A 21,597-nucleotide genomic window follows, 5' to 3' on the forward strand; every position below is an offset into this window, starting at 1 on the left:
ATTAATCTTTAAATAAGTTAGCTATATTATCAAAACTGATTTCTTCTATTTCAATCCCATGCTCTGCCGGATTGATTTTTTCATAATCAGCAGTCACATCTTTAGTATTAATGACTGCAATTTCTTCTTTTTTTACCTCTTGAGAAATATTCTCAAGCACTTTGCTCACAACATCCTCATTCACTTCAGGGAGTTTTATATCTTTAGATTTAATATTCTTAACTGCTTCCGGCTCATCAATATTATCAGCAAGAAGTACAATCTCAGGAGGATTAACATTTACAGGCTTGCTTATCGTTTTGCCTGCTTGTTTTTTATACCTGCTGATTGCTTTCTCTTCGAAAGTCATTACTTCAAGATTATCTTTAAAATCATCTTTTCCGTAAGCAAGAACTCCTTTGAAATTGTGAATAATTTTATTTTGCGATTGCAGTTGTTTAGTTTTGAATATTTTCACATAATATTCTATACAATCTTTCTCATTTGAATTAGTTTGGTCTTTTAAATAGTAAGCAGGCTCTTCAGAATTATTCCAGTCTTTAGGAGCCCAATTATAGACCTTTTCAATAGGGACATGAGGATAAAATTCAGTAAACAGATTCTTATACATATGAACTTGGGCTTCATTCGATTCAGAGAATCCGTGTCTTCCTGATTTGAAGTCAACAACAGCAGTAACTGTTCTTGTCTTGTCTTCTTTAATCTCTCCGTTCTTATCATATTTAATATCTGTTTTAAGAATTTTCCCATTTTCACCTGTGCCTATTCTCATTTGGCACACCAGGTCAATTGCACCTCCATATCCAAGTTTATTAGATATTAAAACAATCTCGACTGCCAGAGGAACTACATTGTAATCATGAACAAACTTATGAAAAGCCAGTAAGTCATGTTTAAGTTTAGAGCTCCATTCCCAAGTATCAAAATTAATGCGTTTTGACATCACAAAAGTATTGATTCTTGCTTCGATAGAGTTCAAATCGAACTGCTTTAGAATAAGATATTCAGCAAGGCAAGTATGGTCGAGTGTTCCATAAAATCCGGCTTCTTTCATAAGCTGGTTTGCTTTATTCAGTCCGTATGACGCTTTCCAGAGTTCGAGCCAATATGGGGTTGGCATAACTTTATCTAATATTGTAGTCACTGAGGCTTCTTCAATATATTTGAGTTCTTCTGATATGCTATAATATTTTCTTTGCCCTTTTGCATCGTGTCTGTATACTATCGGAGGAGGTGTAAGTAAAATCTCCTGATTATAAAACAGAGGCTTTATGACCAAATCATCGTGTTGCATTTGTTTTTCCTTAATTGATGAATATTTTGTTATTTAACATTGACAACTTTCTGTCTAAAAAGACTACTTTTGCATAATTAGACTTGAGAGATGTTTTAACTGTACCGGTCTTTTTAATTGACTTGTAAATCCCATAAGCCATCATCACAGGGAGTCCTACAAATATCACTCCCAACATCCAGACTATAATAAATTCACTCATTGTGCATCCCCTTTGAAAGCTTTAAGTCCGAAAATAGGATTAACACCCCACTGACCGTCCTGACTTGGCTGATAAGCATCGCTTTCTTTAATGATTCTGAATTGTACATTTTTTCGAAGAATTCCAAACCTCAATTCTGCTATACATCTTGCTAACAATCCATCTATGTATGTAGCTTTGATTTTAAAAGATGTCAAACGCTTCTGACTGTACCATTTTTGAATCCAATCAATAGGATGCGATTCATTTTTTCGCCATGTGATTTGAGTAATCTTTGACATTCCCTCCCAATCTCTGTTCGCCCATTTTTCTAAGAATTCAAACAAAGCTCTTGGAGCTGTCCCGATACCGAAATCTGATATATTTTGTTTCATAATTTACCCCAAATTTTTGATTAATAAAACAATTACAGTTATAGCAGTCGTTGCGATTACTGCTAATTCAGTAATCCTCTTTTCATTCCTGAGAAGATACCAGTATGGATGAGGCTTTACAGGCAGTCTTACAGGTTTAAAAGCGGGGGCTTGACTTAATTTACATAAATGTTTAACTTTGTCCAAGAGTTTGTCAAGCCCTTGCTCCGCTACAGTTTTGTGTAACAAAATTGTTTTTGTTGTCATGATAGTTCCTGTTTGATTTGAATTTTAACAGATTTGAGTTCTTCTTCCAATATAACTTTGAGTGAATCTATCTCAGCATTTTTCAACTTGTCTAACAAGTCGAGCTTTTCACGCATAAGTAGCTCTGAAGTGATATAGTTATCGAAAGAAGTGCCGGATTTTACCCGATGCAGAGCTTTATCAAGAAATGATTTATAGTCTGCTAATTGCTGAAATTTCAGCTCGTCTTGAAGTTTTTCTTTTGCCATGTCGTGGCCCCTTCGTATTTTTGAATAAAAGTTATTGACTTCTCTTGTCGGTTTTTGTTAAATTATGTCCGGCAAGAGTTTTTTTTTATCATTTTAGCTGAATAATTTTTTCCGCCTTTTGCGTACTTTTGGCTTATCTGCAGGCATGATTGCCTTAGAAGTATTCAGTGCATCCAAATCATCCTGTTTAAATCTTCGAACTTTTCTTTTTCCATCCTGATACTCTGCGAGTGTTATAGATGGGATAATGCCGTTATTGACATATCGAATAAAAGTAGTTCTGTGAATATTCAGGTATTCGTATGCTTGTCTTGCCGTTAATAAAGATGTCATAAATTAGTTCCTCACAACTTTATAAAAGCTCTTTTTACTTAAATGGTCAATGTGAGTAGTAACATCACAAAGAAATATATCACCAAAAACATGATGTCCACGCAATTGGATATGTCTTTTTTTTAGTTTATAAGTCAGGTAAGCGATAGCTTCATCCCAAAGTTCAGGAGCTATTTTGCTGATTTCAGTCACAACGGGATTCAACTTTTCGATTATATGCTCCGGCAATAAATGCCCTGTATTATCGTCCATAGAAATGCTCCAAAATAAGTTATAGAATGTTTATAATCCTCTTGTGCCAAAGGGGATTTTTTTTATGATAACTGATAATTGATGTATTCAGAAAGGATTGATACAATTTCCCTGCATCTCTCAGACTTAACATTTTTGTAAGCCTCTAATACATTCAAAACATCGTTTTTTAAGTCAATGATATCCTTGTCTCTTTTTACTCTTCCAAGTATACTAAATTCAGGATCATTCTGATCAGTAATTATGTCTTTCGTAGGAACATAATCCAAAAACTCAACAGCTCTTTTAATTTTTCTCTTGATAAGCAAATCAATACAATCATTTTGGTCATACTGAGTATCAAGAGAAGCTATAAAATCAAGTGAAGGTTTATTGTTAAAGAATCTGGTTCCAATGAGCCTGCGTCTGAGCTTTTCATTTAGATGAAGGTCAGGATACTCAATCATAGTAAAATTATCTTTATAATTGTCATCCTTTTTCTTTTTCCCAATATTGCTTACGTTCATAGTTGCGGTTTTTCCATACTTATTAACATAAGTTCTTAGCTCAGGTTCTGTGATTTCAGGGGCTTCCGGTTCTTCCGGGGGGAATTCGTTTAGTTCGTCACTAGCAATATTGCTAGTGAGATTTTGGAATTCGTCTCTTATTTTTGTGACGAATTGACGAGTTACATTGACAATTTCAGCAATTTTATGGTCAGACCATTTACACCATTCATCATCATTAAGTAGCATCATCACTGATTTTCTTTTATCAGCATTAGACCTTTTCAGACCATGTTTGGAGTTTACTCCGCAAGCATACAAAATCGCATCTCTTTGTGTCCCATCAATCACTTCACAATCAACATCATAAATTTTAGACTTGATATAAGCATAAAATCTATGATATCCATCAACAAGATAATAAGTAACGCTATCAAAGAACACCGTCATCGGAGGGAAAACCTCACCGGACATCATTTTCTCATGATAGTCCTGAACAACTTCCTGATTAAGTTCAGCTCTGTTTTGAAATTTCTGTTCTTTCTTGAGCTGTTGAACATTAAGTTTAACAATCATAATTTAGCCTCTTTAGAATTTATCAGCTCTTCATAAGCCATATTGATAAGAGCTCTTACCATTGTTGCATCCTTCTTAATATTTGATGCCTTTTTAATCTTTTCAAGTTTTTCATCATCATTAGGATGAAGCAGAATATGTACTCTCCGATAATCCGGCAATTCTTTATAATCTTGCATTTTCTTTAAATCAAACATATTTACTTTTAACCTCGCATTAAATGTTGATACAAATTTCATAGAATACACATTTATTTTGTGCAAAATTTTTGTGTATTTCAAAAAATTACTTATTTTTGTTTATTGAGTAAGAACGTTATGTAGTTCTGTACTTTGGTAGTGCATCTTTGAGGTGTTGCATTATAATTTTGCGAGCTAATGCAACCCTCGAAGGTTTACCCTCATATTCACGAAGTTCATCAAAGTCATCGAGAAAATTTTTCTCGACAGGAACTTGAATAAGAGGAAGCCTTTTTATAGATTTTTTAGTAGCCATAATAGCAGTTCCTATTTAGTTATTAAAATATTTAGTTTTTTAATTTTGATTTTTTGCGCGTTTCCAGTTGTCAAAGAACATCGTATTTATTTTGCTGAAAAAATTGTTTTTTTCAAATGCGATTTAAATACAATGCTAAAATATGGAATTTCCATATTATAACCAAATAAAAAATATGATTTTTCCATATTTTTTATAACATTTTTTTATTTTTTTTTAACAACTTTGTAATTATATGGATTTAAAGGATTTAAATACTCCTCAAAAAAGACTGCGATATTTTGTTGAAAAATACTTTGATAAAAAGAAGGATTTTGCAATTGCTATCGGCATTAAGCCACAAGATTTAACCCCATATATCAACACCAAGGAAGAATCAACTGGAAAAAGAATCACGTTGACAGATCATAAAAAAATTGAACGAATTAAAGAATTAGGCTTGAATCCAGAGTGGTATGTTAGCGGAGAAGGTAGCCCTTTGCTTAGCAAGTCCTCTGGTAATATCATGCTTGATGTTGATACAAAAGCAGTTACTTTTTATCTACCCGATATCTCGAATATGACTATTGAACAGTTATTCTCATTAAAGGATAGATATAAGAAAAGCCTTAAAACTATTGATAAATTTTTAGAAAATATTGATAATGCTATAAAACGGATTTCATCAAACATATAAGGAACACTTAATGTCAAAAGGTAATTATAATAGTAATGTTGACAGATTATTTACAATCGGAATTACAAATGTAGAATTATACACAAGTTCATTTGTTGGGGGCCCTGGAGCGGATATTAACGACGGGATTGAAGTAGTGCAATTTCCACACATACCCGGATTAGACTCATCAAAACATAAATTAATAGTTGTTAAGGGTGATTCAATGTCGCCATTCATTGATGAGGGCGACACTGTGATTATTGAGTTATATCAAAAAAACAAAAAACCAAAGAAAGGAGATGTTGTTGCAGTTATACTTAATGGTGATTTAATCCTTAAAATTTTCGACCCTGGTACACCATGTTTATATTTGTCTTCCGTTAATCAGGATTATGAACCTATTCAAGTATATGACACTGATACATGCGATATTATCGGTAAAGCTTGGAAAGTGGTGAAAGATGCTGTTTTATAATTATCATAAATATTTGTGAGGTTGTCATGATATATGTAATAATAGGTGTTATACTTTTATTATGGGGATTGTATCTCGTTTTTTATTCGTTGAGGAATAAAAGGCATTTTTTGTGGCTGGACAGCAACCCGCCAACAGATATTGATGTTTTATTCGATATGAAACAAAGTGATACTTCATTATTTGACAATTTCGAAGCACCAATTGAACTTAGTGGTAAAATACTTGATGATAAATTTCTAATTTCACCTATCAAAAATTTAGAATGTGTATACTATAATTCCAAGATTACAAATTATATAAAAAAGCCATACTACTATTATGAAGGCAAAAGAAAAAGAAAAGGTCAGACCGTTAGCAGTGAAGTCGAATTTTCTGAAAGCAAATTCATGGAATTTGAAATTAAAACAAAAGGAAATAATATTTTAACTGTTTTGCCTGAAAACCCTAAAATTGATAATTTGATTTATTATAAACATGAAGAAAATTTAAATAAAAAGCTTGCTCAAGATACATACCTAATTCGAAAAGTTTTTGAAGAAGAAATTGTTTTAACAGATACTGATGTTTTTATTGTTGGTTCACTGAATGTCCAGGATGGCAAATTTGTTGTTAAAAAACCCAAGCAGAAAAACGTGCCATATATAATTACTAATAAATCAAAAAATGAACTACTTAAGAATTTCAAAGATGAATCTAAAAAGATATATATTGGTATTTTCTTTGTAATAATTGGTTTAGTGTTTTCATTTGCATATTTTATTGAAGAATTCAAGTAACAAATAGTAGTTAAGAGTGACACTTTTTCTATAAAATCAAAATAACTAATAATAAACATTCTGTTGGAATATTTTTATGCAAGCATCAATCAAAATTCAATTTAACAAAGCGTTTTTTCGCAAATTCATATTATTTATTTTCATTTTCACTTCAGGCAGTTTAGTGGCAAAAGATTTCTCATTTGACTTTCTTAAGGGATTAAACACTGGTTTAACCAATAAGAGAATTGTAGAAATTCTTGATTCAAATAAAATGGAATATTCGATTGAAACTAATGATGCTGGCGGTAAGTATTATTTGATTAAGCATGTTGTATTGTTTCAGGAACTTGAATTTAACGAGATAAGAATTCCTATGCTTAAAAATAAAAGCGAGTCAATTGTTGTACTAACAAATAATTATAAGGACTTATGGAAATCTATCGATTTTTTAAGTAAAGATGCAAAATGTGTAAAAAGGCATGATGAAAAGCCTGTACATTATTTCATTTACGATAACCATCTGATAATAGTAAATTTCGATTCGGAAAGTATTGCTATCGTAAAATCAAAGCAGAAATGCAAATAGATTATAAACCATGCATCCAGACTACAGAGTAGACATATTGAACTATTGGAGATTTAAGAGCAGTAATCCCATGTGGAAACAGTGCATTATAGGTAATGAAAGTCCATACATATTCCATTTCCCATTATACAAAGGAGTATGGAAGACAATGCCTAAGGAAATCGGAACTTTGTTTTTTGTGAGTAAGAACTAAATAAAAATGGAGTTTCACTCCGGCAAGAATGAAACCCCCAATTTTTGGAAATTTTGATAACGAAGTCGAAATCAAAATCAAAATTTCATAATGTAAACAAATGATGACATTTGTCATTGTTTGCATAACAAAAATAGGGATTTTATTTGAAATGTGCAAATTTTATTTTTTCAATAATATACCGTAGATTATGAAAATACTATTACTCTTATTGTTTATCCTGAATTTATCGGTCTTCTCACAGACCGCAGATGAACATTATAATTATGCACTTGTGAAATTCTTTGAAGAAGATTACTACGGTGCTATGATTCAGCTCTCAAAAGCTATTGAGATGAAACCCGACTTTGCCGAAGCATACGGAAATCGCGGTTTCGTTTACTTCAATATCGGTGATACTGTCAAAGCTCTAAATGATTTCGATAAAGCCCTTGAGCTCAATCCGGCACTCCATACAATCTACAATAATCGTGGTTATCTGAACATACTCAGGAATAACTACGATTTAGCTATTCAGGATTTAGAGAAAGCCATCTCCATAAAACCTGATTTTGCTGAAGCAATTTATAATCAAGGTTTAGCTTATTACGAACTCAAACAACTTGACAAAGCCTGCGAACTTTGGTATCAAGCAGGAGACTTAGGATATACCAAAGCGTTCAAAAATATTAATGAAAAATGCAGATGAAATTATTATGAAAAATATCTTACTCTTATTTCTATTGCCATTATCTGTTTTCAGTCAGTACACACATACGGAGCTTGGAACTCCCGCAAGTTCTTACGATTTATCAATTGTATTCAGAACCGAATTTGCCTCAGGTGTCCGCTGTGATTTGGGCGTTCCAATTTGGGTATCATACAACCTGAATAAAGACTGGTTCGGAGACGTGCCTCGCTTCACAGGTAACTTTATAGTAGATTCACTTTTACCTGTTGACTGCCGTATCAGACATTCCGATTATACCAATTCAGGTTACGACAGGGGACACATGGTCAGAAGTCTTGAACGGACACGCACCGTTGACCAAAATAAAGCTACTTTCCGTATGTCAAATATTATTCCGCAACTTCCGGAACTGAATCAACAAACTTGGTTACGTATGGAAGAATATATTGAGAAACTCGCACTTGACAGCTTAAAAGAAATGTATATCTTTGCGGGTCCGGTTTATGCTAAGGACAAACCTTATACTTTTTACAATGACAAGGTTGCTATTCCTGACAGTTGCTATAAGATAGTAGTTGTTTTACCTTACGGTTCTAAAAAGGACGCTGTAAACGAGCATACAGAAGTGATTGCCTGTATGTTCCCTAACAATGCCCCTGATGTGAAAAATCACCATTGGACTACTTACAAAACTACCATAGACCACATTGAGCAAAGCACAGGTATTGATTTTCTTTGGGAAATTCCGAAGTCTATTCAGGACGTACTCGAGGGACGTAGTTCTACATCTGTTCCAAATAATTCTCAGCTCTTAATCTATCCTAACCCTGCTACTGATTATGTGGTGATACCATCTGAAAACTTCACGGTTTACAACTCACTTGGATTTGTGGTCGGAACATATACCTATTCAAAAATAGATGTCTCAGCCCTGCCCAAAGGTGTGTACTTCGTAAGAACTGAGAACGGATTAATTAAGTTTGTTAAATAAAGAAGGAATAATTAAATGAAAAGAGACTTATTGTTTACTTTGTAATCTAATTTTCACTATAATCATTAAATCTTAATCGAACTATATTAGAATTGAGAACTTAAATACATCTATCCGCTTAGGAAAAAAGGGGCGTCTTAGCCCCTTATATTTCTACCAATTTTTGAGTAATTAAAGCATTTATCCGCCAATAAGGTGGTTTTATCGGCAAATACAAATCACCGTTATCGTCAGGGGCAGGACGTAATATTGCTTTATCCGTCATTTCATAAGAGATATTGTCAATTAATCCATACCCACGATTACGTTTTTTACCTAAACTATAAATGTGTTTACTCAATAATTCTATTACTTCATTAATATTTTCAGTATCAATAACGAAATATACTGATTCGTAATTCTTAGTTTCATAAGGTAAATTATAGCTCTTATACTGCCCTTTGCTTGTTAGAATTTTCAACTTTTTATTCTCAACTAAATCAATATTTCTTTTATGAAAATGCTTAGTAAAGTTGCTTAAATCAAGTAAAGGTTCGTCGTCAGACTGCATAATTGACGATAAATAAACCCCGCTTTCGTGCTTATTTAAAAGAGTTTCAGGTAACTCAACATCACTTCCGTCATCAATTTCCAGTAACTGCGGTACGTAACCTAATTTATCTTTAATATAAGCATACAACAATAAACTGTCAAACATTATCGGTTCATAAACGATAATCGGCGACTTCATTTTAAAGGTTATTTGGTATCTCATGTTATTCCTCTTAAGTATGGGTACATAGTTATTAATTTTTTATATTGTTGCGGGTAATAATGACGCAACCATATTATACGCCCTCTATCTTCTCCATCAGTGCTTAGCCATCCAGTATTTCTTATTTGGTCTTTATTGATAAATTTAGTCTTTGTATAAATTAGATTCATTGGTATATTAAATTTATCATAAAAATACCACAATTCCTCGTTTGTTACCCATCCGATTGGGGAGCTACGATATAATCCATTTGAACTTTTGAACAATAAACCATTCGTTTTTATTAAATGTTTACGACCAATAGATTCACAAGCCCTGATACCCCAGAAATTCCCGTCATATCCATTTTCTTTAGCAAATTTATCAAAAGGAATTTTTTTTAATATATCAACATATTTTTTTTGTTCTTGTTTAGTCCTTTGGTCTGGTGGTTTAAAGTCCTTTATAGCGAAATAATCTGATTTTATCTCGCTATAATTCATATCCCACTCTTGTAGCAATCTATCCCTTACTTCGTAAGTGTCTGGTAGGGCATATCCTGAATTTAAATAAACACATTTCACTTTAGGGTTTACTTGCCTTACAAAATAGAGCAATAATATCGAATCTTTACCCCAGCTTATTGATAAATAGGGTTTATTTATTGTTTCAAAAGATTTATTAATTGTATCAAATATTTGTTTTATACGATTATCAAACACCTAAAAACTCCCTGATTTCATTTTTATTAGTTTCAAGGTGTGCATAATATCGTACTACTGCGTCGTAGTCTATTTGTTCATTTAAGTCTGTTAAATCAATATTGCCAAGTCCGCGTGCCGATTTTCCACCAATTCTATGGTATTCTGTAAATAATTTTAATGTTGCGTGGAAACAATCATAAATATACTGATTTTGACTTCTCAACACAAAATCGTGCTCAAATTCAGAACCCTCAATCAACGTTTCCATAATATATTTCATCTGATGTGTTTCTTCTGAAGTGTCTAATACCTCAAAATTCCGCTCTGTTTTTTCAGAATCTTTCCGGGTATAAAATATATCCTGAATAAGACTGTATAGAGTTGAATCACCATTTCCATTCTCCGCACACTTCAATCGTGCATTACTGACAATCATTTCTGATTCAATCATACCACCCTTTGTTGCAGAACCGAATAGCCGTAAAGGTGGGCAGTAATAAGCAAGTTTCTCGATTTTTTCAGGCACAATTTCTTCGTTGCTACCTTCTATTTCTGATTTCTTTTGTAAAGTTAACCTAAGTTTTTCCTGAATATTTTCCTGAAATTCTGCTAATTTGATTACAAATTCTTCTGATACCTTTTCAGTTAAAGTACCACCCGTAAAAAGTGTATGATAAGTAAAATCGAACAGACTATCAACTTCTAATTTGTTCAAATAATCAGCCATCGTCAGTCTCCGCATTATGCCTGCAATTGAATTGCCAGAAAAAACGGGGACATTCTCAAAATCTTTTTTAAAAGTTAAACTACTCTCGGATTGTTTATAATTTTCTATGTCAAAAACAAACCCTGATTTGCTTAATTCGAGTTGCTTTTGTTCTGCCCAAAGTTCGTTTAATTGTTGTTTTGCTTCTGTATCGTCAAAAAACATATTGTTACTTTCTTTGTCTAAGAGCTCGACTAAAGATTTGCATTGCTTATCAATCTCTTTAATCCGTTTATAATTACTATTTTTATCTTCCCGTGTAATCCTCATTTGCATAATCAAATAATCTGCATTTTCAGGTAAATATTGCAAAAATTCGGCGTCGGAAAACAAATCGAGATATTTTGATAATATTATATCATAATGCCCTATACCGAATCGTTCAGCGTATCTCGTCAAGAAACTTGATATAGACTTTGACCCGCAACTGCTAATAAGAGCTGACTTAAATTCTTTCCAAATATCCTGTTGCCTTTTCAGTCTGTAATCAGGACTGATTTGAGTGTAAAGAATACTTAGTATATCAGTCATTGCAAGTTGCCGGTCTTTTTCACTTGCAAATTTTGAGTTGATAACTTCGCTATTCTGAATTTTCACTTTCTGTTTACGAAGTTCTGATTTGATACCTAAAACAGAGCCGGCACCGGTATAAAGCGGGCTCAGAGCTTTGAAAGTATAATTAATTTTCTGCATTAGAATTATCTCCTATTATATTGATTAAACCGAACCCAAGAGCGTTACGACTCCCAAGCCCGCAATTATTTGCTACATATAAGTAATTAGAATCAGCGTTAATTTTATAACGCCCAGACATCGCTTTAATGACTGAATTTTTATAATTATAAAGATGAAATTTACTGATCACTTCCGATTTGTCGAACTCAGGAATTATCTCAAATTTACCGTTAAGTTCTAAATTGTAAAATGCTTTTGCTTTATTTTTTAAATTATCTTGCAAAATTCTGCTAAAATCTATATCAAAAGCATCTAAAAATTTTTGATAGATTTTACCTGATGTAAGTGTAATCGGCGTTGAACAAACAATAGGTGAAAGCGTGGAAAATGTATGTGATTTTACATTCTCTGTATCAATAATTTCATAATTAATAGATACTATTGTTTTATTGCAAAATCTGAAATATGACCTTTCTTTCAATAATTTCTCGATTGAAAATATTATAGCCGGCATAGGGGATGAAATGTACAAACTGAAATTGCCAAAATATCTCCAATTGTGCTTTAGAGCTTTACGATTTCCAATAAAATGTGAATAACAGAGCGGTTTATAAACCCTTTTTTCCCTTGTGCCTTCGTTATGTAGCCAATTTATATTATCATATTTCGATAATAACGACATAACAAGCCCCTGCAGGTTCTCGAATTGCCTGTAAGGGACATCCATCACCCCTGATGTTTCAAAATCTATTTTAATACGCATTTGTTCACCAGTCTTGTTAACAAAAACAATTGCGGAGTATTCCTGAATTTCGCTAATATTTTATCTTCTTGACTAAATTTTTCAATACCGTAGGTTGTAATTTTTTTGAAATTATCACTTCCCGTCAAAATTTCATCTTTAGTAAAAAATGTTGCAATAGCAGGCATATCAGCCGTCCCGGAGTACCAATTTTGTACTATTCCAATAACATCTTTTAACAGAATTTTATCTATTTCAACATTTCCGTAAGTGTCAGTTATAATTTGTATTTTATTCTTGTCAGTAGTGATTTTGCTCTTAAAAGTTGTATGTTTTTTAGAGCTGAATGTGTAAGCTAAAATGAAAGGTGCATTAGGGGTATTAATAATTATATCCCATATTTCGTCTTTTTTTAAGATTTTCAACTCTGTTTCTGATACAAAATATGAAAAATTACGTAATGAATTAAGTTTTTTTTCTGTTTGTATCATTTCGCCAAGACATTTAAAAGCATCTACGGAGATGTAATCACTTTCAAACTTCAGATATTCAAAATCTGTAAAGTTACCCGAAAGAGCAACTTTTTTCTTAATACCTTTAGTGATTTTTTCACCTGTGAAAGCACAGACGGCATCACAATCTACAATTTTATCGCTATCATAATTGATGTGTTTAGCTATAAATTTAATGTTATTCATAAAATGATAATTTAATTGGTGTAATAATAATATTACAAATGTAATAATAATATTACAAAAGTAATATTATTATTTATATTCTCAAAAAATTATATTATTTTTGTTATATGATTACTATAGAAATATTAAAAAGAATAAGTGAAATTGTAAATATAGAAGCCCTGACTAAAAAATCAGGGCTGAACTCTAATACTATTCGTCAAAAAATAAATAGAGGCACAGAGCTAAATATTAAAGAGTCAATCGGTTTAACTAAAACACTAAAAGAATATTGCAATTTAATTAATCAACCCGACTAACTTTAATTTTTCAGAATTGGCTATATCACCCTAATCCCCCTCCACAATCTTAATTTCTTCTTCTGTCAGTTCGTAGAGCTGATAGACGAGCTGGTCAATTTCGGAGTTGCTATGTAAATGTTTCAAAGCAATTGAAAATTTGTTGTCATTTGTTGTGTTTATTATGTTTTCCATTTTCTTAATCGCTTCCTGCTCTTTTAAATGAGCTTGGTATCTCAATTCGTTTGCTTGTAAAACCAAGTCATTTATTTCTTTTTGCTTTTTCTCGTTCTTTAAAAGTGGAACATGGATTCCGTTAACATTCTTGTCGTCAATCATGTCAACGACTGAACCGTAAGTTTCTCGTTTGATTAAGATTTGTCCATAATCAGAATTAAAGAAGCAAAACAAATAACCTGCTATGTCATTTGAGTTTGCAATCACTTTAATAATGTTCTGACTAACTGCCCAACCAGTCCAATGTTTTGGTACAATTTGAACTTTTCCGATTGTGCCTCTGTCTGAAATTAAAACATAGTTTTCAAATACTGCCAATTCCTTTTTAATTCTCGTAGCGTGAACACTTTTGGACAGAAATTTTTCAACTTGTGGGTTTAACTGAGTTATATCTCTACCACCAAGAAATGGAACTCCATTTTCGCTGTCAACATAAGTTCTTTTGAAAACACCTGCAAGAATTACATCTTTTGAAAGTTGCCCAATTGTAGAAATTTCTTTTGCATGTCGTTTGATTTCTTGTTCAACTAATTGAACCATTGGAATGTGGTAAGAACTGTCTAAGCGTAAACGTAAATTACTCAATTTAGTAGTGTAGTTTCTTAAATCTACTGAGTTATCAAAGTATTCAGTTTTTAGTTCTTCAATTGGTTTTAATTGAAGTTCTTCATATAATATTTGCTCTGCGTGGTCAATTAAATTATTTGATTCATCTCGTAAATCATAAGAGTCTATTACAAGTTCATGAATTTCCTTTTTTAAGCTCTCTGGTGCATTTGGAACAACAATTTTTTCAAAATGTTGTGGTTCAATTTGGTCTACAACAGCACCAAAAATGTTACTTTTTACAAGTGTTTGTCCTGTTTCAGTTTGAAAAAATGTAAACAAATAACCTGCATATTCTTTAGCTATAATCCTAATGGCATGTTCACTTATTAAGTTTTTAGAAAGGGTATCATTTACAAATGTTACCTTTCCAATTGTTCCTGAACGAGAAATTAAAATCGTGCCTTTATCAACTTTAAATGGCACTATATTTATAACATTCGAAGAAAGGTATTTCACAGCTTTTGGATATATATTAAGCATTTCAGCACTACCCAAAAAACCTACTGCTCCTTCTGTATTCTTTGCAACATAATTTCTTTTAGCTCTACCACCATAAAAACAGTTTTCTATAAAACCATCTTTTGACCAAGCGTATTTATAGCCATTTTTGTTATTTAATATTTTTTCTTTTGCAAATTTTGCTTCAATACTAAAAGCACTTGCCTCTAAACGTAATTTATTATTAAAAACTTCAGTGAGCGAAACAGAAGTATATTTAAGTTGATCGGGTAAATAGGTGTAATCTATTTCCTTTTCAACTTCTGTAAACTTATATGCTAAATTGCTGTTATCTACCATGCTATTCCTTGTTTAATTTTCCATTTTGAAAAAACGTCTGCAACGTGAATAGTCTGGTCATTCACTATTTTTTCTTGTGTAACTTCTTTACGAGCAATTAAATTACCGTCAGCATCTTTTTCTTTTACAAGTTCCTCAACTTCAATCATTACAATATTTCCCTTTTCGTCTCTTTTGAAAATTTTCCCGCCTCTTTTATCATGCCCAATATGGTCTATCATGGACATGAAAATATCGTAATCAATTATTTGCCTTGATTTTTCTTCATCAGCAATTTCTGCTTTGGTTTTCTTTTGTAGGAATAGAATAGAACATTGTGTTCCGTTTCTTGGTTGGAATGCGTCTGCATGTAAATCAACACTTGCAATTATTTTAGTGTTTTTGATTAACCAATATCGAATGTATTCAAGGCCTGGTGCACCTAAAATAGAATCAGGTAAAACAATTGCAGTTCTTCCGCCTTCTTTTAATAGTTGGATAATTCTTTCTATAAAAAGTTGCTCGGGCGGTACGCTAGATTGTAAACGGTCTGTTTTGAACCAATTTCCGTTTTCATCTTTATTCCAAATGTGGGCAATATCAAATTGTTCAAGTATTTGATGGTCTTTGATTGGAATTTTAGAACCAAAAGGTGGATTGGTTACGATAATATCGAAATGACTTAAACTCTTGTGATTGCGAATTTCACTTGCTGAAATCCCTAATGCTTTTGCTAGTTTCTTTTTAGTTTCTTCTTCCCATTCTTGCGGTGGTAATAGTGAATTAAGTTGTAGAATATTTCCGCTTCCGTCATTATTCATTACCATATTCATTTTGGTAGCTTTTACCAAGTCTGGATTTATGTCAAAACCAAAATAATTTTCAGAAGCTATTTCAGAAATTTTATCGTTAAATGCTTTTCTTACGTCAGCATTCCAACCTTCTTCTTCGCCATATTGTGTTTCCATTCTTTCACGCAAAGAATCTATTACTGCTGTCATGGCTGTAACCACAAACCCTCCCGTGCCGCAACTGCTGTCTAAAACTCGTTCGGTTTCTTTAGGATTAATCATGGAAACCGCCATTTTCATTACGTTTCTAGGCGTAAAAAACTCGCCTCTATCACCTCTTAGGTTAGCACCTACAATTTCTTCATAAGCCTTTCCCTTTATGTCAATATTTGTAGTGAGCAGTGCATATTTTTGAAGTTCAGCAACCAAATAAGTAACAGTTCTTGGTGCTAATTTAATTTCATCATTTTTATCAAATATTTGTCCGTGTCGCTTTTTAACATCCTCAAATATCTTAGAAATTCTCTTGTAAACGCTAGCTTGTCCGTCTTTGTAATTTCTTTCTTTTGAAGTGGTAAAAAACTCGACCGGTTCAAGCAAGTTTCGCTCGTCATGAATTTTGCAAAAAATGATTTTAAGAAACTCGAAAAATGCAGGTTGTTTTTGCAAACCTTCATTAACGTAAATAATGTTATGGCATGTTTTGAAAGTAAAGAGCAAATTGTCTTCGTATGCTTTTATTAAGGTGTTTCGATTCGGTCTTTCGTGTTCATCAGTTGTTCCGTCAGCAGAAGGAATATCGTTAAACTCTTCGTAAACATATTTTCCTTGCTCGTTTCTAACTCTCCGCCAAACTTCTTTGTGCATTCCGTTTGTCCACATTCCCCATTCGCAGTTCCCACAAGCCGCCATGTAGGATTTCATCTGCTCAACTCCATTGTTTTTGTCGGTTGGCTTTACAGCTTCTTTTTTACACTCAATTACTAACCAAATATTATCTTGGTCTTTCATTTCCTCCGTAATTGAGCCTTTGGGGAAAATTACAATGTCAGCTCGTTTTTTACCTGAACCCATTTGAACACCATACTCAATTTTGATTTGCTCCTTCGAGTATTTGTGTTCGTTAATCAATCTTTTTTCAACGGTCTGTCTTACGTATTCTTCTGGAGTGTCAACTCGAATTGTTCCGTCAATGTAGTCTCTTAATTTTCCTTCGGGAATTGATATTATTACTTTAGCTTCTATCATAATTTGGATGTCCTTAATCTAATATTTTAAAATCACAAATGTATCAATTAGCCAGTTGGCAGGCGAAGTCCACCGGATTTCTGCTTGCCGACATGTTCGGCGACGGTTCGATAATTAATATTAAATCACTTATCTACGAATTCTCAATAAATGACTTACAAAATTACAAAAAAAGCTACAATTGTATATAGAAAAAATACAAAAAATTTCTTATTGAACCATATTTGAACAAAATGCGTGTAATTTTTAAAAATTAGCCCTTAAGACCATTTACTTAACGCCCAATATTTGGCGGATGAATAATCAAAAAAGGCTCTAATTTGAAAAACATTTGATTCAGATGAAGACTTGGCTTCTACAAGAGATGGAATTATCCCTTTTCTTGAATCACTTGTTACAACTGCAATTCTCTTACCTTTAAATATTTCTTGGTGTTCTTTAACAAAATCAAGAATTAACTTGAAATCTTTAATTTCAATATTGATTTCAGTATTTCTGGCATCAAGGAGAAATCCCTTCACATCTTTCCGGTATCAAGCCTTGACTATATGCCTCAAGCCATGAACTGCGATGACTTTCAATAGTAATTATATCGTTATATACTTTTGTAAGTAGTCCGCTTTCTTCATCATAAATGTATTCAGTACCTTGTGTCATTGTAACCTCACTAATCTATTTTTTCAATATTTTCAAAGCCTGTAATACAAATTTAATTATTAATCACTAATTTGAAAAATAAATTATTTAAAAATATTCTTTTTTGTGTTATTTTTGTTTATTTTTGTGTTTTGAACAGACATAATAATTTCAAATTGTTTAATGCCAAATCGTAGGAATAAAAATACAATATCACATTATTTATATAAAAATGCTTTCCTTTTTAAAAGGGGAGAGCTTATATATATGTCAATATCACACAAAGGTGAAAGGATAAGAGAAACTACAAACCTCACATGGGATAAATTGAATTTCAAATTGGCTATGAAATTGTTGGAGAACAGATATCTTGAAGTACTTAATCCAAATAATGATAAAGAAAAAGCGGTTGATATATCAGAACTGTTTGAGGATTTCCTGAAATTCAAATCAAAGTCTATATCATACTCAGCAATAAAGAAATATAAACAGGCTTGGAATAATTGGATAGCAGAGGATTATTACTCTGATGAGATGAACCAACTGAAAAAGGATATATTTGAGAGGATATCCACTTCAAAACTGCATCCAAATACTATCAATAAATCATTGGATTTGCTTTCCGCATTTTTCTCATACATCAAAGAGCTTGGATATATTGAAGAATCGCCAATCTCAAAGTCTTTCAAACAACAATTTAAGAAAGATGAGACAGAGCAATTTGAAAGTGGTGAGATTGAAAATATATTGAATGAATTTACTCCAGACTCGGAAATGTGGAAGTTGTTAAAATTTATCAGCTTGACAGGATTAAGGATTAGTGAAGCATTAAGTTTAAAAAGCAATAATTTCTTTGAAGGTTATATCTCCTTTTCGGGAAAAGGGAATCGAAAAAGAGAAATACCTCTTTTACCGGATAGTGAATTGTGGAATTTATGCCAGGAACTTAAGGCAAAGCCAAAAGCATTCTTTTGGAAATCACATGCAGTACCTCATCGGCGTCTGCTCAAAGCATGTAATAAGTTAGGGATTAAAAATAAAGGATTTCACGGGATAAGAAAGTACTTTGAAAACTCAATGATTGATGCAGGAGCCAATATAAAAGCCACTGCTGATATTTTAGGACATACATTAGCAATTCAAGAGAAGCATTATAAGACCAAAACCAAAGTAGAAAAACTAAAAGATGCCATAAGTGTTGTTACTAAATATGAACGGCACACAAAAAGCACAGAAAAGAACCCCGATGATGTAATAAATTGATTATAATAGAGATAAAAAAGTCAGACAGAGAACAACTCCCTCTCTGACCACTTGTTGTTCTTTTATAACTTGTTTAAAATTATAGACTTACGAAATAAATTCACAAATTGGTTTTGACAAAAGTTTTGACAGTTTTGAAAATTCATGTAAACTATTGTATTTAATAAAGTTAAGGGACATGAAAATTAAAAAAGGGGACATTATTGTCCCCTCTTTTTTTGGGTATAATCCCTGTTATACGTCGCTTCTTCAATTATAATATCTACGATGATACATTCTTCTTAAAAACGATATAATAGACCTCCACCACTGCTTACTTCACACCATTCAACTCTCTATCATGCTCGATATAATATCTCAATGCCGAATAGCTCAAATTATGCTCAGACTGGTTGTTGATTATCTTCAATATCGAGTTCAATGGAATACCGAGCTTCAAATGTTTTAGAATATCTTTTTTGAGTTCGTCAAAGGGACTACCTTTTGAGTTCTTTGCTCCGCGAGGACGCCCTAATAATTGCCCCTTCGCTCTTGCTGTAGCAAGTCCACTTTTTGTTCTTATCGAAATAAATTCTCGTTCGGATTCTGCAAAATAAGAATATATTGCCATCAGAAGTTTGCCGTGTTGTGAATTAGTTGATAATTCAGGTTGCCGGATAAAAATTATTTGAATACCTTTTACTGTAAGTTCATTTATGATATTCAAAGTTTCAAGCATATTTCTACCCAAGCGGCTTAATTCAGCTACAAGTAATATATCATCCGAATTCAGTTTATTTATTAGTTCATTTATTTTCCGTTCTTTCGGAGACAGACGGCTTGATGTTTCACTTTCAATAAACTCATCAATTATCATTCTGTGCCGTTGTGCGTATTCCAAAAGAAGTTGTTTTTGAACATCAAGTTCCTGCACTGAACTTGAAATCCTGCTGTAACCAATTACTTTACTCATGTTTTTCTTCAATTAGAAAATTATACAATCTGTTTTTAAAAATTTATACTTTAACGTCTTATCAATACTATTTTGTCATAATATTAATTAGATAAGTCAACCCTTTTTGTAGTTTGAATATTAACAATTTATCGTTCGATTTTATAGTTAATACTCAATACTTACATTTCTGTTATCTCATAAATATAGATTTCGCTGATTATTTTTCCCGAAAAAATATCACCGTTTTGTTCATATTGAGATTCTAAAATTTCTTCCATATCACTTTTAATAACTCGTGCTTCTTCATAAGTCTTAACCACTTTACATTGCGGATAATAACTAAAAACATCATCCATCTCTACCCATTTTACTATAAACATATTCTCACCTAATATTTTTTTAAACTTACTTATCTGAATAATACTATCACTTCACCATTGACGTTCTGTTAAGAATTTATTCACTTTTTGACTTATACTATGAATTACTTTTTGAATTCAGTGACCAAGTTCTTTAAAAAAGTGTGGTTTCATTTAAATCTGTAATATCTTTGGTGGAATGAAAGACGTTACCGACAAAAAGAAACCACCTAATCTATTTACTTTATATATTTGCTTATTAGGTTTGTACACTCCAAGCAATATATTTCATTATCATAATGTCTCAAATCGTAGAATAATAGCTTTAACTGTTTCTTCCGGTAATTCGGAAATATCATGAATCTCTTTGCCCCAATCTTCGTTCCATATATAACCCTGCTCAGCTTCACCGCAGTATTGCGAAAAACCATAAGTCGGATGAAAAGGAACTTGATTCATTGCAAACGCAGAACCATCAACTACAATAGTATATCTATCGTTTGAAACGCCACCATTATCAAAGACTTGGATTATTTTACCTTGAATTTCCATACTCAATGCTCAGATGGTAAGTACAAGACAGAATTGCTGAAATAGAGTTCAATTTCATCAAGTGGAAAATCTGTAAACTCAATTTCTTGTTTGGCAATTATATTATAATTACCATCTTCAATATTTAAAGTTGCAGATTTGTCTTCATGCACTTTCAGCTTGAATACTTGAAATTCTTGATTACTAACCTTTTTATCTAATTGCCATGATAAACATGCATCAATCAGCCAATATGACTTACAAATCTGTGCCATTTCACGGACTCCATCTGTATAAACTACCCCCTTAATCAACGGATGTTTAAAGTAATTTTCTGAACCATTAAACTGGTCAAGCTGAGATTTGATTTCTTCTGGTGTCATTGTTTCACCTCATTATTGATAGTTGGTAAATAGCCACATCCTTCATAACCTTTACCATTATCAGGCAGGCACTTTTTCAGATTATCTTCACTTGAAGAGCAGTCCATACAGATTGTTTCATCTGTAAACCAAGACATTGTTCTGGTCTTTAATTCAGAACCACATCTATCGCAATTCACCTTGCTGAAAAATTCATCTTTCATTTTTCTATTCCTTTATATTGTTAAAAATTGACACTTCTTTATCTCTTGATTTTAGCATTTCATCTGCTATCTGATAACAAAGTTCTGTTATCTGATGAAATTCTAAATGCTTACATCTACTCAATAGCACTGGTAAAACCGCTGTTGCTATCTTATCTCTAAGTTCATTTAAATAATTTTTATTCAAAATG

At 32.3% G+C, this 21,597-nt stretch carries 34 protein-coding genes; 9 read left to right on the plus strand and 25 right to left on the minus strand.

What is annotated here, in order from left to right:
• Nucleotide 1: 1 nt before the first annotated feature.
• The 10 genes from KF896_15770 to KF896_15815 all read right to left on the minus strand — a co-directional run bounded on the left by KF896_15770 (nucleotide 2) and on the right by KF896_15815 (nucleotide 4,505).
• The gene (locus tag KF896_15770; protein MBX3045170.1) at nucleotides 2-1,294 is read right to left on the minus strand and encodes a hypothetical protein; all 1,293 of its coding nucleotides are present in this window, start codon (nucleotides 1,292-1,294) and stop codon (nucleotides 2-4) included.
• Nucleotides 1,295-1,304: 10 nt separating this feature from the next.
• Nucleotides 1,305-1,496: a hypothetical protein gene (locus KF896_15775; protein MBX3045171.1), complete on the minus strand. Its 192-nt coding sequence runs from the start codon at nucleotides 1,494-1,496 to the stop codon at nucleotides 1,305-1,307.
• Nucleotides 1,493-1,870: a hypothetical protein gene (locus tag KF896_15780; protein MBX3045172.1), complete on the minus strand. Its 378-nt coding sequence runs from the start codon at nucleotides 1,868-1,870 to the stop codon at nucleotides 1,493-1,495. Before KF896_15780 ends, KF896_15775 begins: the two co-directional genes overlap by 4 nt.
• Nucleotides 1,871-1,873: 3 nt before the next feature.
• Nucleotides 1,874-2,116 carry a hypothetical protein gene (locus tag KF896_15785; protein ID MBX3045173.1) on the minus strand — a complete coding sequence of 81 codons (243 nt, stop codon included), beginning with the start codon at nucleotides 2,114-2,116 and terminating at the stop codon, nucleotides 1,874-1,876.
• Nucleotides 2,113-2,364 (minus strand): hypothetical protein, encoded by a 252-nt coding sequence (locus tag KF896_15790; protein ID MBX3045174.1) that lies wholly within the window; start codon nucleotides 2,362-2,364, stop codon nucleotides 2,113-2,115. Before KF896_15790 ends, KF896_15785 begins: the two co-directional genes overlap by 4 nt.
• A 93-nt stretch (nucleotides 2,365-2,457) precedes the next feature.
• Nucleotides 2,458-2,697 (minus strand): helix-turn-helix domain-containing protein, encoded by a 240-nt coding sequence (locus tag KF896_15795; protein MBX3045175.1) that lies wholly within the window; start codon nucleotides 2,695-2,697, stop codon nucleotides 2,458-2,460.
• A 3-nt stretch (nucleotides 2,698-2,700) separates the two neighbouring features.
• A complete protein-coding gene (locus KF896_15800; GenBank protein ID MBX3045176.1) occupies nucleotides 2,701-2,949 on the minus strand; it encodes a hypothetical protein in 249 nt (82 codons plus the stop codon).
• 62 nt (nucleotides 2,950-3,011) lie between these two features.
• Complete coding sequence (locus KF896_15805) at nucleotides 3,012-4,010, minus strand: ParB N-terminal domain-containing protein (protein MBX3045177.1); 999 nt, start codon at nucleotides 4,008-4,010, stop codon at nucleotides 3,012-3,014.
• On the minus strand, nucleotides 4,007-4,249 hold the full coding sequence (locus KF896_15810; GenBank protein MBX3045178.1) for a hypothetical protein: 243 nt from the start codon (nucleotides 4,247-4,249) through the stop codon (nucleotides 4,007-4,009). The genes KF896_15805 and KF896_15810 overlap by 4 nt, the downstream gene beginning before the upstream one ends.
• Before the next feature lie 76 nt (nucleotides 4,250-4,325).
• The gene (locus KF896_15815; GenBank protein MBX3045179.1) at nucleotides 4,326-4,505 is read right to left on the minus strand and encodes a hypothetical protein; all 180 of its coding nucleotides are present in this window, start codon (nucleotides 4,503-4,505) and stop codon (nucleotides 4,326-4,328) included.
• 235 nt (nucleotides 4,506-4,740) lie between these two features.
• Between KF896_15815 and KF896_15820 the strand changes: the two genes are divergently transcribed.
• The 6 genes from KF896_15820 to KF896_15845 all read left to right on the plus strand — a co-directional run bounded on the left by KF896_15820 (nucleotide 4,741) and on the right by KF896_15845 (nucleotide 8,839).
• Nucleotides 4,741-5,181, plus strand: a complete 441-nt coding sequence (locus KF896_15820) for a hypothetical protein (protein MBX3045180.1) — start codon at nucleotides 4,741-4,743, stop codon at nucleotides 5,179-5,181.
• Nucleotides 5,182-5,191: 10 nt separating this feature from the next.
• Nucleotides 5,192-5,638: a S24 family peptidase gene (locus tag KF896_15825; protein MBX3045181.1), complete on the plus strand. Its 447-nt coding sequence runs from the start codon at nucleotides 5,192-5,194 to the stop codon at nucleotides 5,636-5,638.
• A 26-nt stretch (nucleotides 5,639-5,664) separates the two neighbouring features.
• A complete protein-coding gene (locus KF896_15830) occupies nucleotides 5,665-6,417 on the plus strand; it encodes a hypothetical protein (GenBank protein MBX3045182.1) in 753 nt (250 codons plus the stop codon).
• A gap of 76 nt (nucleotides 6,418-6,493) precedes the next feature.
• Nucleotides 6,494-6,985 carry a hypothetical protein gene (locus tag KF896_15835; protein ID MBX3045183.1) on the plus strand — a complete coding sequence of 164 codons (492 nt, stop codon included), beginning with the start codon at nucleotides 6,494-6,496 and terminating at the stop codon, nucleotides 6,983-6,985.
• 383 nt (nucleotides 6,986-7,368) lie between these two features.
• Nucleotides 7,369-7,866, plus strand: coding sequence for a tetratricopeptide repeat protein (locus KF896_15840; protein MBX3045184.1), 498 nt, complete (start codon nucleotides 7,369-7,371; stop codon nucleotides 7,864-7,866).
• Between the two features lie 7 nt (nucleotides 7,867-7,873).
• The gene (locus tag KF896_15845) at nucleotides 7,874-8,839 is read left to right on the plus strand and encodes a DNA/RNA non-specific endonuclease (protein MBX3045185.1); all 966 of its coding nucleotides are present in this window, start codon (nucleotides 7,874-7,876) and stop codon (nucleotides 8,837-8,839) included.
• A 145-nt stretch (nucleotides 8,840-8,984) separates the two neighbouring features.
• On the opposite strand, the gene KF896_15850 is transcribed toward KF896_15845, so the two are convergent.
• From KF896_15850 to KF896_15870, 5 genes are read right to left on the minus strand one after another with little or no spacing between them, the layout of a single operon-like run.
• On the minus strand, nucleotides 8,985-9,593 hold the full coding sequence (locus KF896_15850; GenBank protein ID MBX3045186.1) for a hypothetical protein: 609 nt from the start codon (nucleotides 9,591-9,593) through the stop codon (nucleotides 8,985-8,987).
• Entirely contained in the window at nucleotides 9,590-10,294 is a 705-nt protein-coding gene (locus KF896_15855) for a phosphoadenosine phosphosulfate reductase family protein (protein ID MBX3045187.1), read from the minus strand. The genes KF896_15850 and KF896_15855 overlap by 4 nt, the downstream gene beginning before the upstream one ends.
• Nucleotides 10,287-11,735, minus strand: a complete 1,449-nt coding sequence (locus tag KF896_15860; GenBank protein ID MBX3045188.1) for a hypothetical protein — start codon at nucleotides 11,733-11,735, stop codon at nucleotides 10,287-10,289. The genes KF896_15855 and KF896_15860 overlap by 8 nt, the downstream gene beginning before the upstream one ends.
• Complete coding sequence (gene cas6 / locus KF896_15865; GenBank protein ID MBX3045189.1) at nucleotides 11,722-12,480, minus strand: CRISPR-associated endoribonuclease Cas6; 759 nt, start codon at nucleotides 12,478-12,480, stop codon at nucleotides 11,722-11,724. Before cas6 ends, KF896_15860 begins: the two co-directional genes overlap by 14 nt.
• Nucleotides 12,465-13,157 carry a hypothetical protein gene (locus KF896_15870; protein ID MBX3045190.1) on the minus strand — a complete coding sequence of 231 codons (693 nt, stop codon included), beginning with the start codon at nucleotides 13,155-13,157 and terminating at the stop codon, nucleotides 12,465-12,467. The genes cas6 and KF896_15870 overlap by 16 nt, the downstream gene beginning before the upstream one ends.
• A 107-nt stretch (nucleotides 13,158-13,264) precedes the next feature.
• Between KF896_15870 and KF896_15875 the strand changes: the two genes are divergently transcribed.
• Nucleotides 13,265-13,456, plus strand: a complete 192-nt coding sequence (locus KF896_15875) for a hypothetical protein (GenBank protein MBX3045191.1) — start codon at nucleotides 13,265-13,267, stop codon at nucleotides 13,454-13,456.
• A 30-nt stretch (nucleotides 13,457-13,486) separates the two neighbouring features.
• Here KF896_15875 and KF896_15880 read toward each other — a convergent pair whose 3' ends face one another.
• Both KF896_15880 and KF896_15885 read right to left on the minus strand, forming a co-directional pair.
• Nucleotides 13,487-15,079: a restriction endonuclease subunit S gene (locus KF896_15880; protein ID MBX3045192.1), complete on the minus strand. Its 1,593-nt coding sequence runs from the start codon at nucleotides 15,077-15,079 to the stop codon at nucleotides 13,487-13,489.
• Nucleotides 15,073-17,097 (minus strand): N-6 DNA methylase, encoded by a 2,025-nt coding sequence (locus tag KF896_15885; GenBank protein ID MBX3045193.1) that lies wholly within the window; start codon nucleotides 17,095-17,097, stop codon nucleotides 15,073-15,075. The genes KF896_15880 and KF896_15885 overlap by 7 nt, the downstream gene beginning before the upstream one ends.
• A gap of 38 nt (nucleotides 17,098-17,135) precedes the next feature.
• On the opposite strand from KF896_15885, the gene KF896_15890 reads away from it, so the two are divergent.
• Nucleotides 17,136-17,288, plus strand: a complete 153-nt coding sequence (locus KF896_15890) for a hypothetical protein (protein MBX3045194.1) — start codon at nucleotides 17,136-17,138, stop codon at nucleotides 17,286-17,288.
• A 69-nt stretch (nucleotides 17,289-17,357) separates the two neighbouring features.
• On the opposite strand, the gene KF896_15895 is transcribed toward KF896_15890, so the two are convergent.
• Together KF896_15895 and KF896_15900 are read right to left on the minus strand one after the other, a co-directional pair.
• Nucleotides 17,358-17,618 (minus strand): hypothetical protein, encoded by a 261-nt coding sequence (locus tag KF896_15895; GenBank protein ID MBX3045195.1) that lies wholly within the window; start codon nucleotides 17,616-17,618, stop codon nucleotides 17,358-17,360.
• Nucleotides 17,599-17,754, minus strand: coding sequence for a hypothetical protein (locus KF896_15900; protein ID MBX3045196.1), 156 nt, complete (start codon nucleotides 17,752-17,754; stop codon nucleotides 17,599-17,601). The genes KF896_15895 and KF896_15900 overlap by 20 nt, the downstream gene beginning before the upstream one ends.
• Nucleotides 17,755-18,000: 246 nt before the next feature.
• Between KF896_15900 and KF896_15905 the strand changes: the two genes are divergently transcribed.
• Nucleotides 18,001-18,996 carry a tyrosine-type recombinase/integrase gene (locus KF896_15905; protein ID MBX3045197.1) on the plus strand — a complete coding sequence of 332 codons (996 nt, stop codon included), beginning with the start codon at nucleotides 18,001-18,003 and terminating at the stop codon, nucleotides 18,994-18,996.
• A gap of 313 nt (nucleotides 18,997-19,309) precedes the next feature.
• On the opposite strand, the gene KF896_15910 is transcribed toward KF896_15905, so the two are convergent.
• The 6 genes from KF896_15910 to KF896_15935 form a co-directional block, all read right to left on the minus strand.
• The gene (locus KF896_15910) at nucleotides 19,310-19,948 is read right to left on the minus strand and encodes a recombinase family protein (protein ID MBX3045198.1); all 639 of its coding nucleotides are present in this window, start codon (nucleotides 19,946-19,948) and stop codon (nucleotides 19,310-19,312) included.
• A gap of 161 nt (nucleotides 19,949-20,109) precedes the next feature.
• Nucleotides 20,110-20,310 carry a hypothetical protein gene (locus KF896_15915; protein ID MBX3045199.1) on the minus strand — a complete coding sequence of 67 codons (201 nt, stop codon included), beginning with the start codon at nucleotides 20,308-20,310 and terminating at the stop codon, nucleotides 20,110-20,112.
• Between the two features lie 273 nt (nucleotides 20,311-20,583).
• Nucleotides 20,584-20,841 (minus strand): hypothetical protein, encoded by a 258-nt coding sequence (locus KF896_15920; protein MBX3045200.1) that lies wholly within the window; start codon nucleotides 20,839-20,841, stop codon nucleotides 20,584-20,586.
• Between the two features lie 2 nt (nucleotides 20,842-20,843).
• Entirely contained in the window at nucleotides 20,844-21,203 is a 360-nt protein-coding gene (locus KF896_15925; GenBank protein MBX3045201.1) for a hypothetical protein, read from the minus strand.
• Complete coding sequence (locus KF896_15930; GenBank protein ID MBX3045202.1) at nucleotides 21,200-21,406, minus strand: hypothetical protein; 207 nt, start codon at nucleotides 21,404-21,406, stop codon at nucleotides 21,200-21,202. The genes KF896_15925 and KF896_15930 overlap by 4 nt, the downstream gene beginning before the upstream one ends.
• Nucleotides 21,407-21,410: 4 nt before the next feature.
• A complete protein-coding gene (locus tag KF896_15935; protein ID MBX3045203.1) occupies nucleotides 21,411-21,593 on the minus strand; it encodes a hypothetical protein in 183 nt (60 codons plus the stop codon).
• Nucleotides 21,594-21,597 lie beyond the last annotated feature (4 nt).

It is taken from the genome of Ignavibacteriota bacterium, from assembly GCA_019637995.1.
Lineage (GTDB): Bacteria > Bacteroidota > Ignavibacteria > Kapaibacteriales > UBA2268 > JANJTB01.

Coding starts and splice junctions, on each gene's coding strand:
- KF896_15905 (MBX3045197.1), top strand. CDS start 18,001: ATGTCAATATCACACAAAGGTGAAAGGATAAGAGAAACTACAAACCTC.
- KF896_15775 (MBX3045171.1), bottom strand. CDS start 1,496: ATGAGTGAATTTATTATAGTCTGGATGTTGGGAGTGATATTTGTAGGA.
- KF896_15825 (MBX3045181.1), top strand. CDS start 5,192: ATGTCAAAAGGTAATTATAATAGTAATGTTGACAGATTATTTACAATC.
- KF896_15840 (MBX3045184.1), top strand. CDS start 7,369: ATGAAAATACTATTACTCTTATTGTTTATCCTGAATTTATCGGTCTTC.
- KF896_15830 (MBX3045182.1), top strand. CDS start 5,665: ATGATATATGTAATAATAGGTGTTATACTTTTATTATGGGGATTGTAT.
- KF896_15915 (MBX3045199.1), bottom strand. CDS start 20,310: ATGTTTATAGTAAAATGGGTAGAGATGGATGATGTTTTTAGTTATTAT.
- KF896_15925 (MBX3045201.1), bottom strand. CDS start 21,203: ATGACACCAGAAGAAATCAAATCTCAGCTTGACCAGTTTAATGGTTCA.
- cas6 (MBX3045189.1), bottom strand. CDS start 12,480: ATGCGTATTAAAATAGATTTTGAAACATCAGGGGTGATGGATGTCCCT.
- KF896_15800 (MBX3045176.1), bottom strand. CDS start 2,949: ATGGACGATAATACAGGGCATTTATTGCCGGAGCATATAATCGAAAAG.
- KF896_15875 (MBX3045191.1), top strand. CDS start 13,265: ATGATTACTATAGAAATATTAAAAAGAATAAGTGAAATTGTAAATATA.
- KF896_15815 (MBX3045179.1), bottom strand. CDS start 4,505: ATGGCTACTAAAAAATCTATAAAAAGGCTTCCTCTTATTCAAGTTCCT.
- KF896_15780 (MBX3045172.1), bottom strand. CDS start 1,870: ATGAAACAAAATATATCAGATTTCGGTATCGGGACAGCTCCAAGAGCT.
- KF896_15835 (MBX3045183.1), top strand. CDS start 6,494: ATGCAAGCATCAATCAAAATTCAATTTAACAAAGCGTTTTTTCGCAAA.
- KF896_15880 (MBX3045192.1), bottom strand. CDS start 15,079: ATGGTAGATAACAGCAATTTAGCATATAAGTTTACAGAAGTTGAAAAG.
- KF896_15890 (MBX3045194.1), top strand. CDS start 17,136: ATGTATCAATTAGCCAGTTGGCAGGCGAAGTCCACCGGATTTCTGCTT.
- KF896_15805 (MBX3045177.1), bottom strand. CDS start 4,010: ATGATTGTTAAACTTAATGTTCAACAGCTCAAGAAAGAACAGAAATTT.
- KF896_15920 (MBX3045200.1), bottom strand. CDS start 20,841: ATGGAAATTCAAGGTAAAATAATCCAAGTCTTTGATAATGGTGGCGTT.
- KF896_15885 (MBX3045193.1), bottom strand. CDS start 17,097: ATGATAGAAGCTAAAGTAATAATATCAATTCCCGAAGGAAAATTAAGA.
- KF896_15870 (MBX3045190.1), bottom strand. CDS start 13,157: ATGAATAACATTAAATTTATAGCTAAACACATCAATTATGATAGCGAT.
- KF896_15860 (MBX3045188.1), bottom strand. CDS start 11,735: ATGCAGAAAATTAATTATACTTTCAAAGCTCTGAGCCCGCTTTATACC.
- KF896_15785 (MBX3045173.1), bottom strand. CDS start 2,116: ATGACAACAAAAACAATTTTGTTACACAAAACTGTAGCGGAGCAAGGG.
- KF896_15770 (MBX3045170.1), bottom strand. CDS start 1,294: ATGCAACACGATGATTTGGTCATAAAGCCTCTGTTTTATAATCAGGAG.
- KF896_15790 (MBX3045174.1), bottom strand. CDS start 2,364: ATGGCAAAAGAAAAACTTCAAGACGAGCTGAAATTTCAGCAATTAGCA.
- KF896_15845 (MBX3045185.1), top strand. CDS start 7,874: ATGAAAAATATCTTACTCTTATTTCTATTGCCATTATCTGTTTTCAGT.
- KF896_15930 (MBX3045202.1), bottom strand. CDS start 21,406: ATGAAAGATGAATTTTTCAGCAAGGTGAATTGCGATAGATGTGGTTCT.
- KF896_15850 (MBX3045186.1), bottom strand. CDS start 9,593: ATGAGATACCAAATAACCTTTAAAATGAAGTCGCCGATTATCGTTTAT.
- KF896_15820 (MBX3045180.1), top strand. CDS start 4,741: ATGGATTTAAAGGATTTAAATACTCCTCAAAAAAGACTGCGATATTTT.
- KF896_15910 (MBX3045198.1), bottom strand. CDS start 19,948: ATGAGTAAAGTAATTGGTTACAGCAGGATTTCAAGTTCAGTGCAGGAA.
- KF896_15810 (MBX3045178.1), bottom strand. CDS start 4,249: ATGAAATTTGTATCAACATTTAATGCGAGGTTAAAAGTAAATATGTTT.
- KF896_15795 (MBX3045175.1), bottom strand. CDS start 2,697: ATGACATCTTTATTAACGGCAAGACAAGCATACGAATACCTGAATATT.
- KF896_15900 (MBX3045196.1), bottom strand. CDS start 17,754: ATGACACAAGGTACTGAATACATTTATGATGAAGAAAGCGGACTACTT.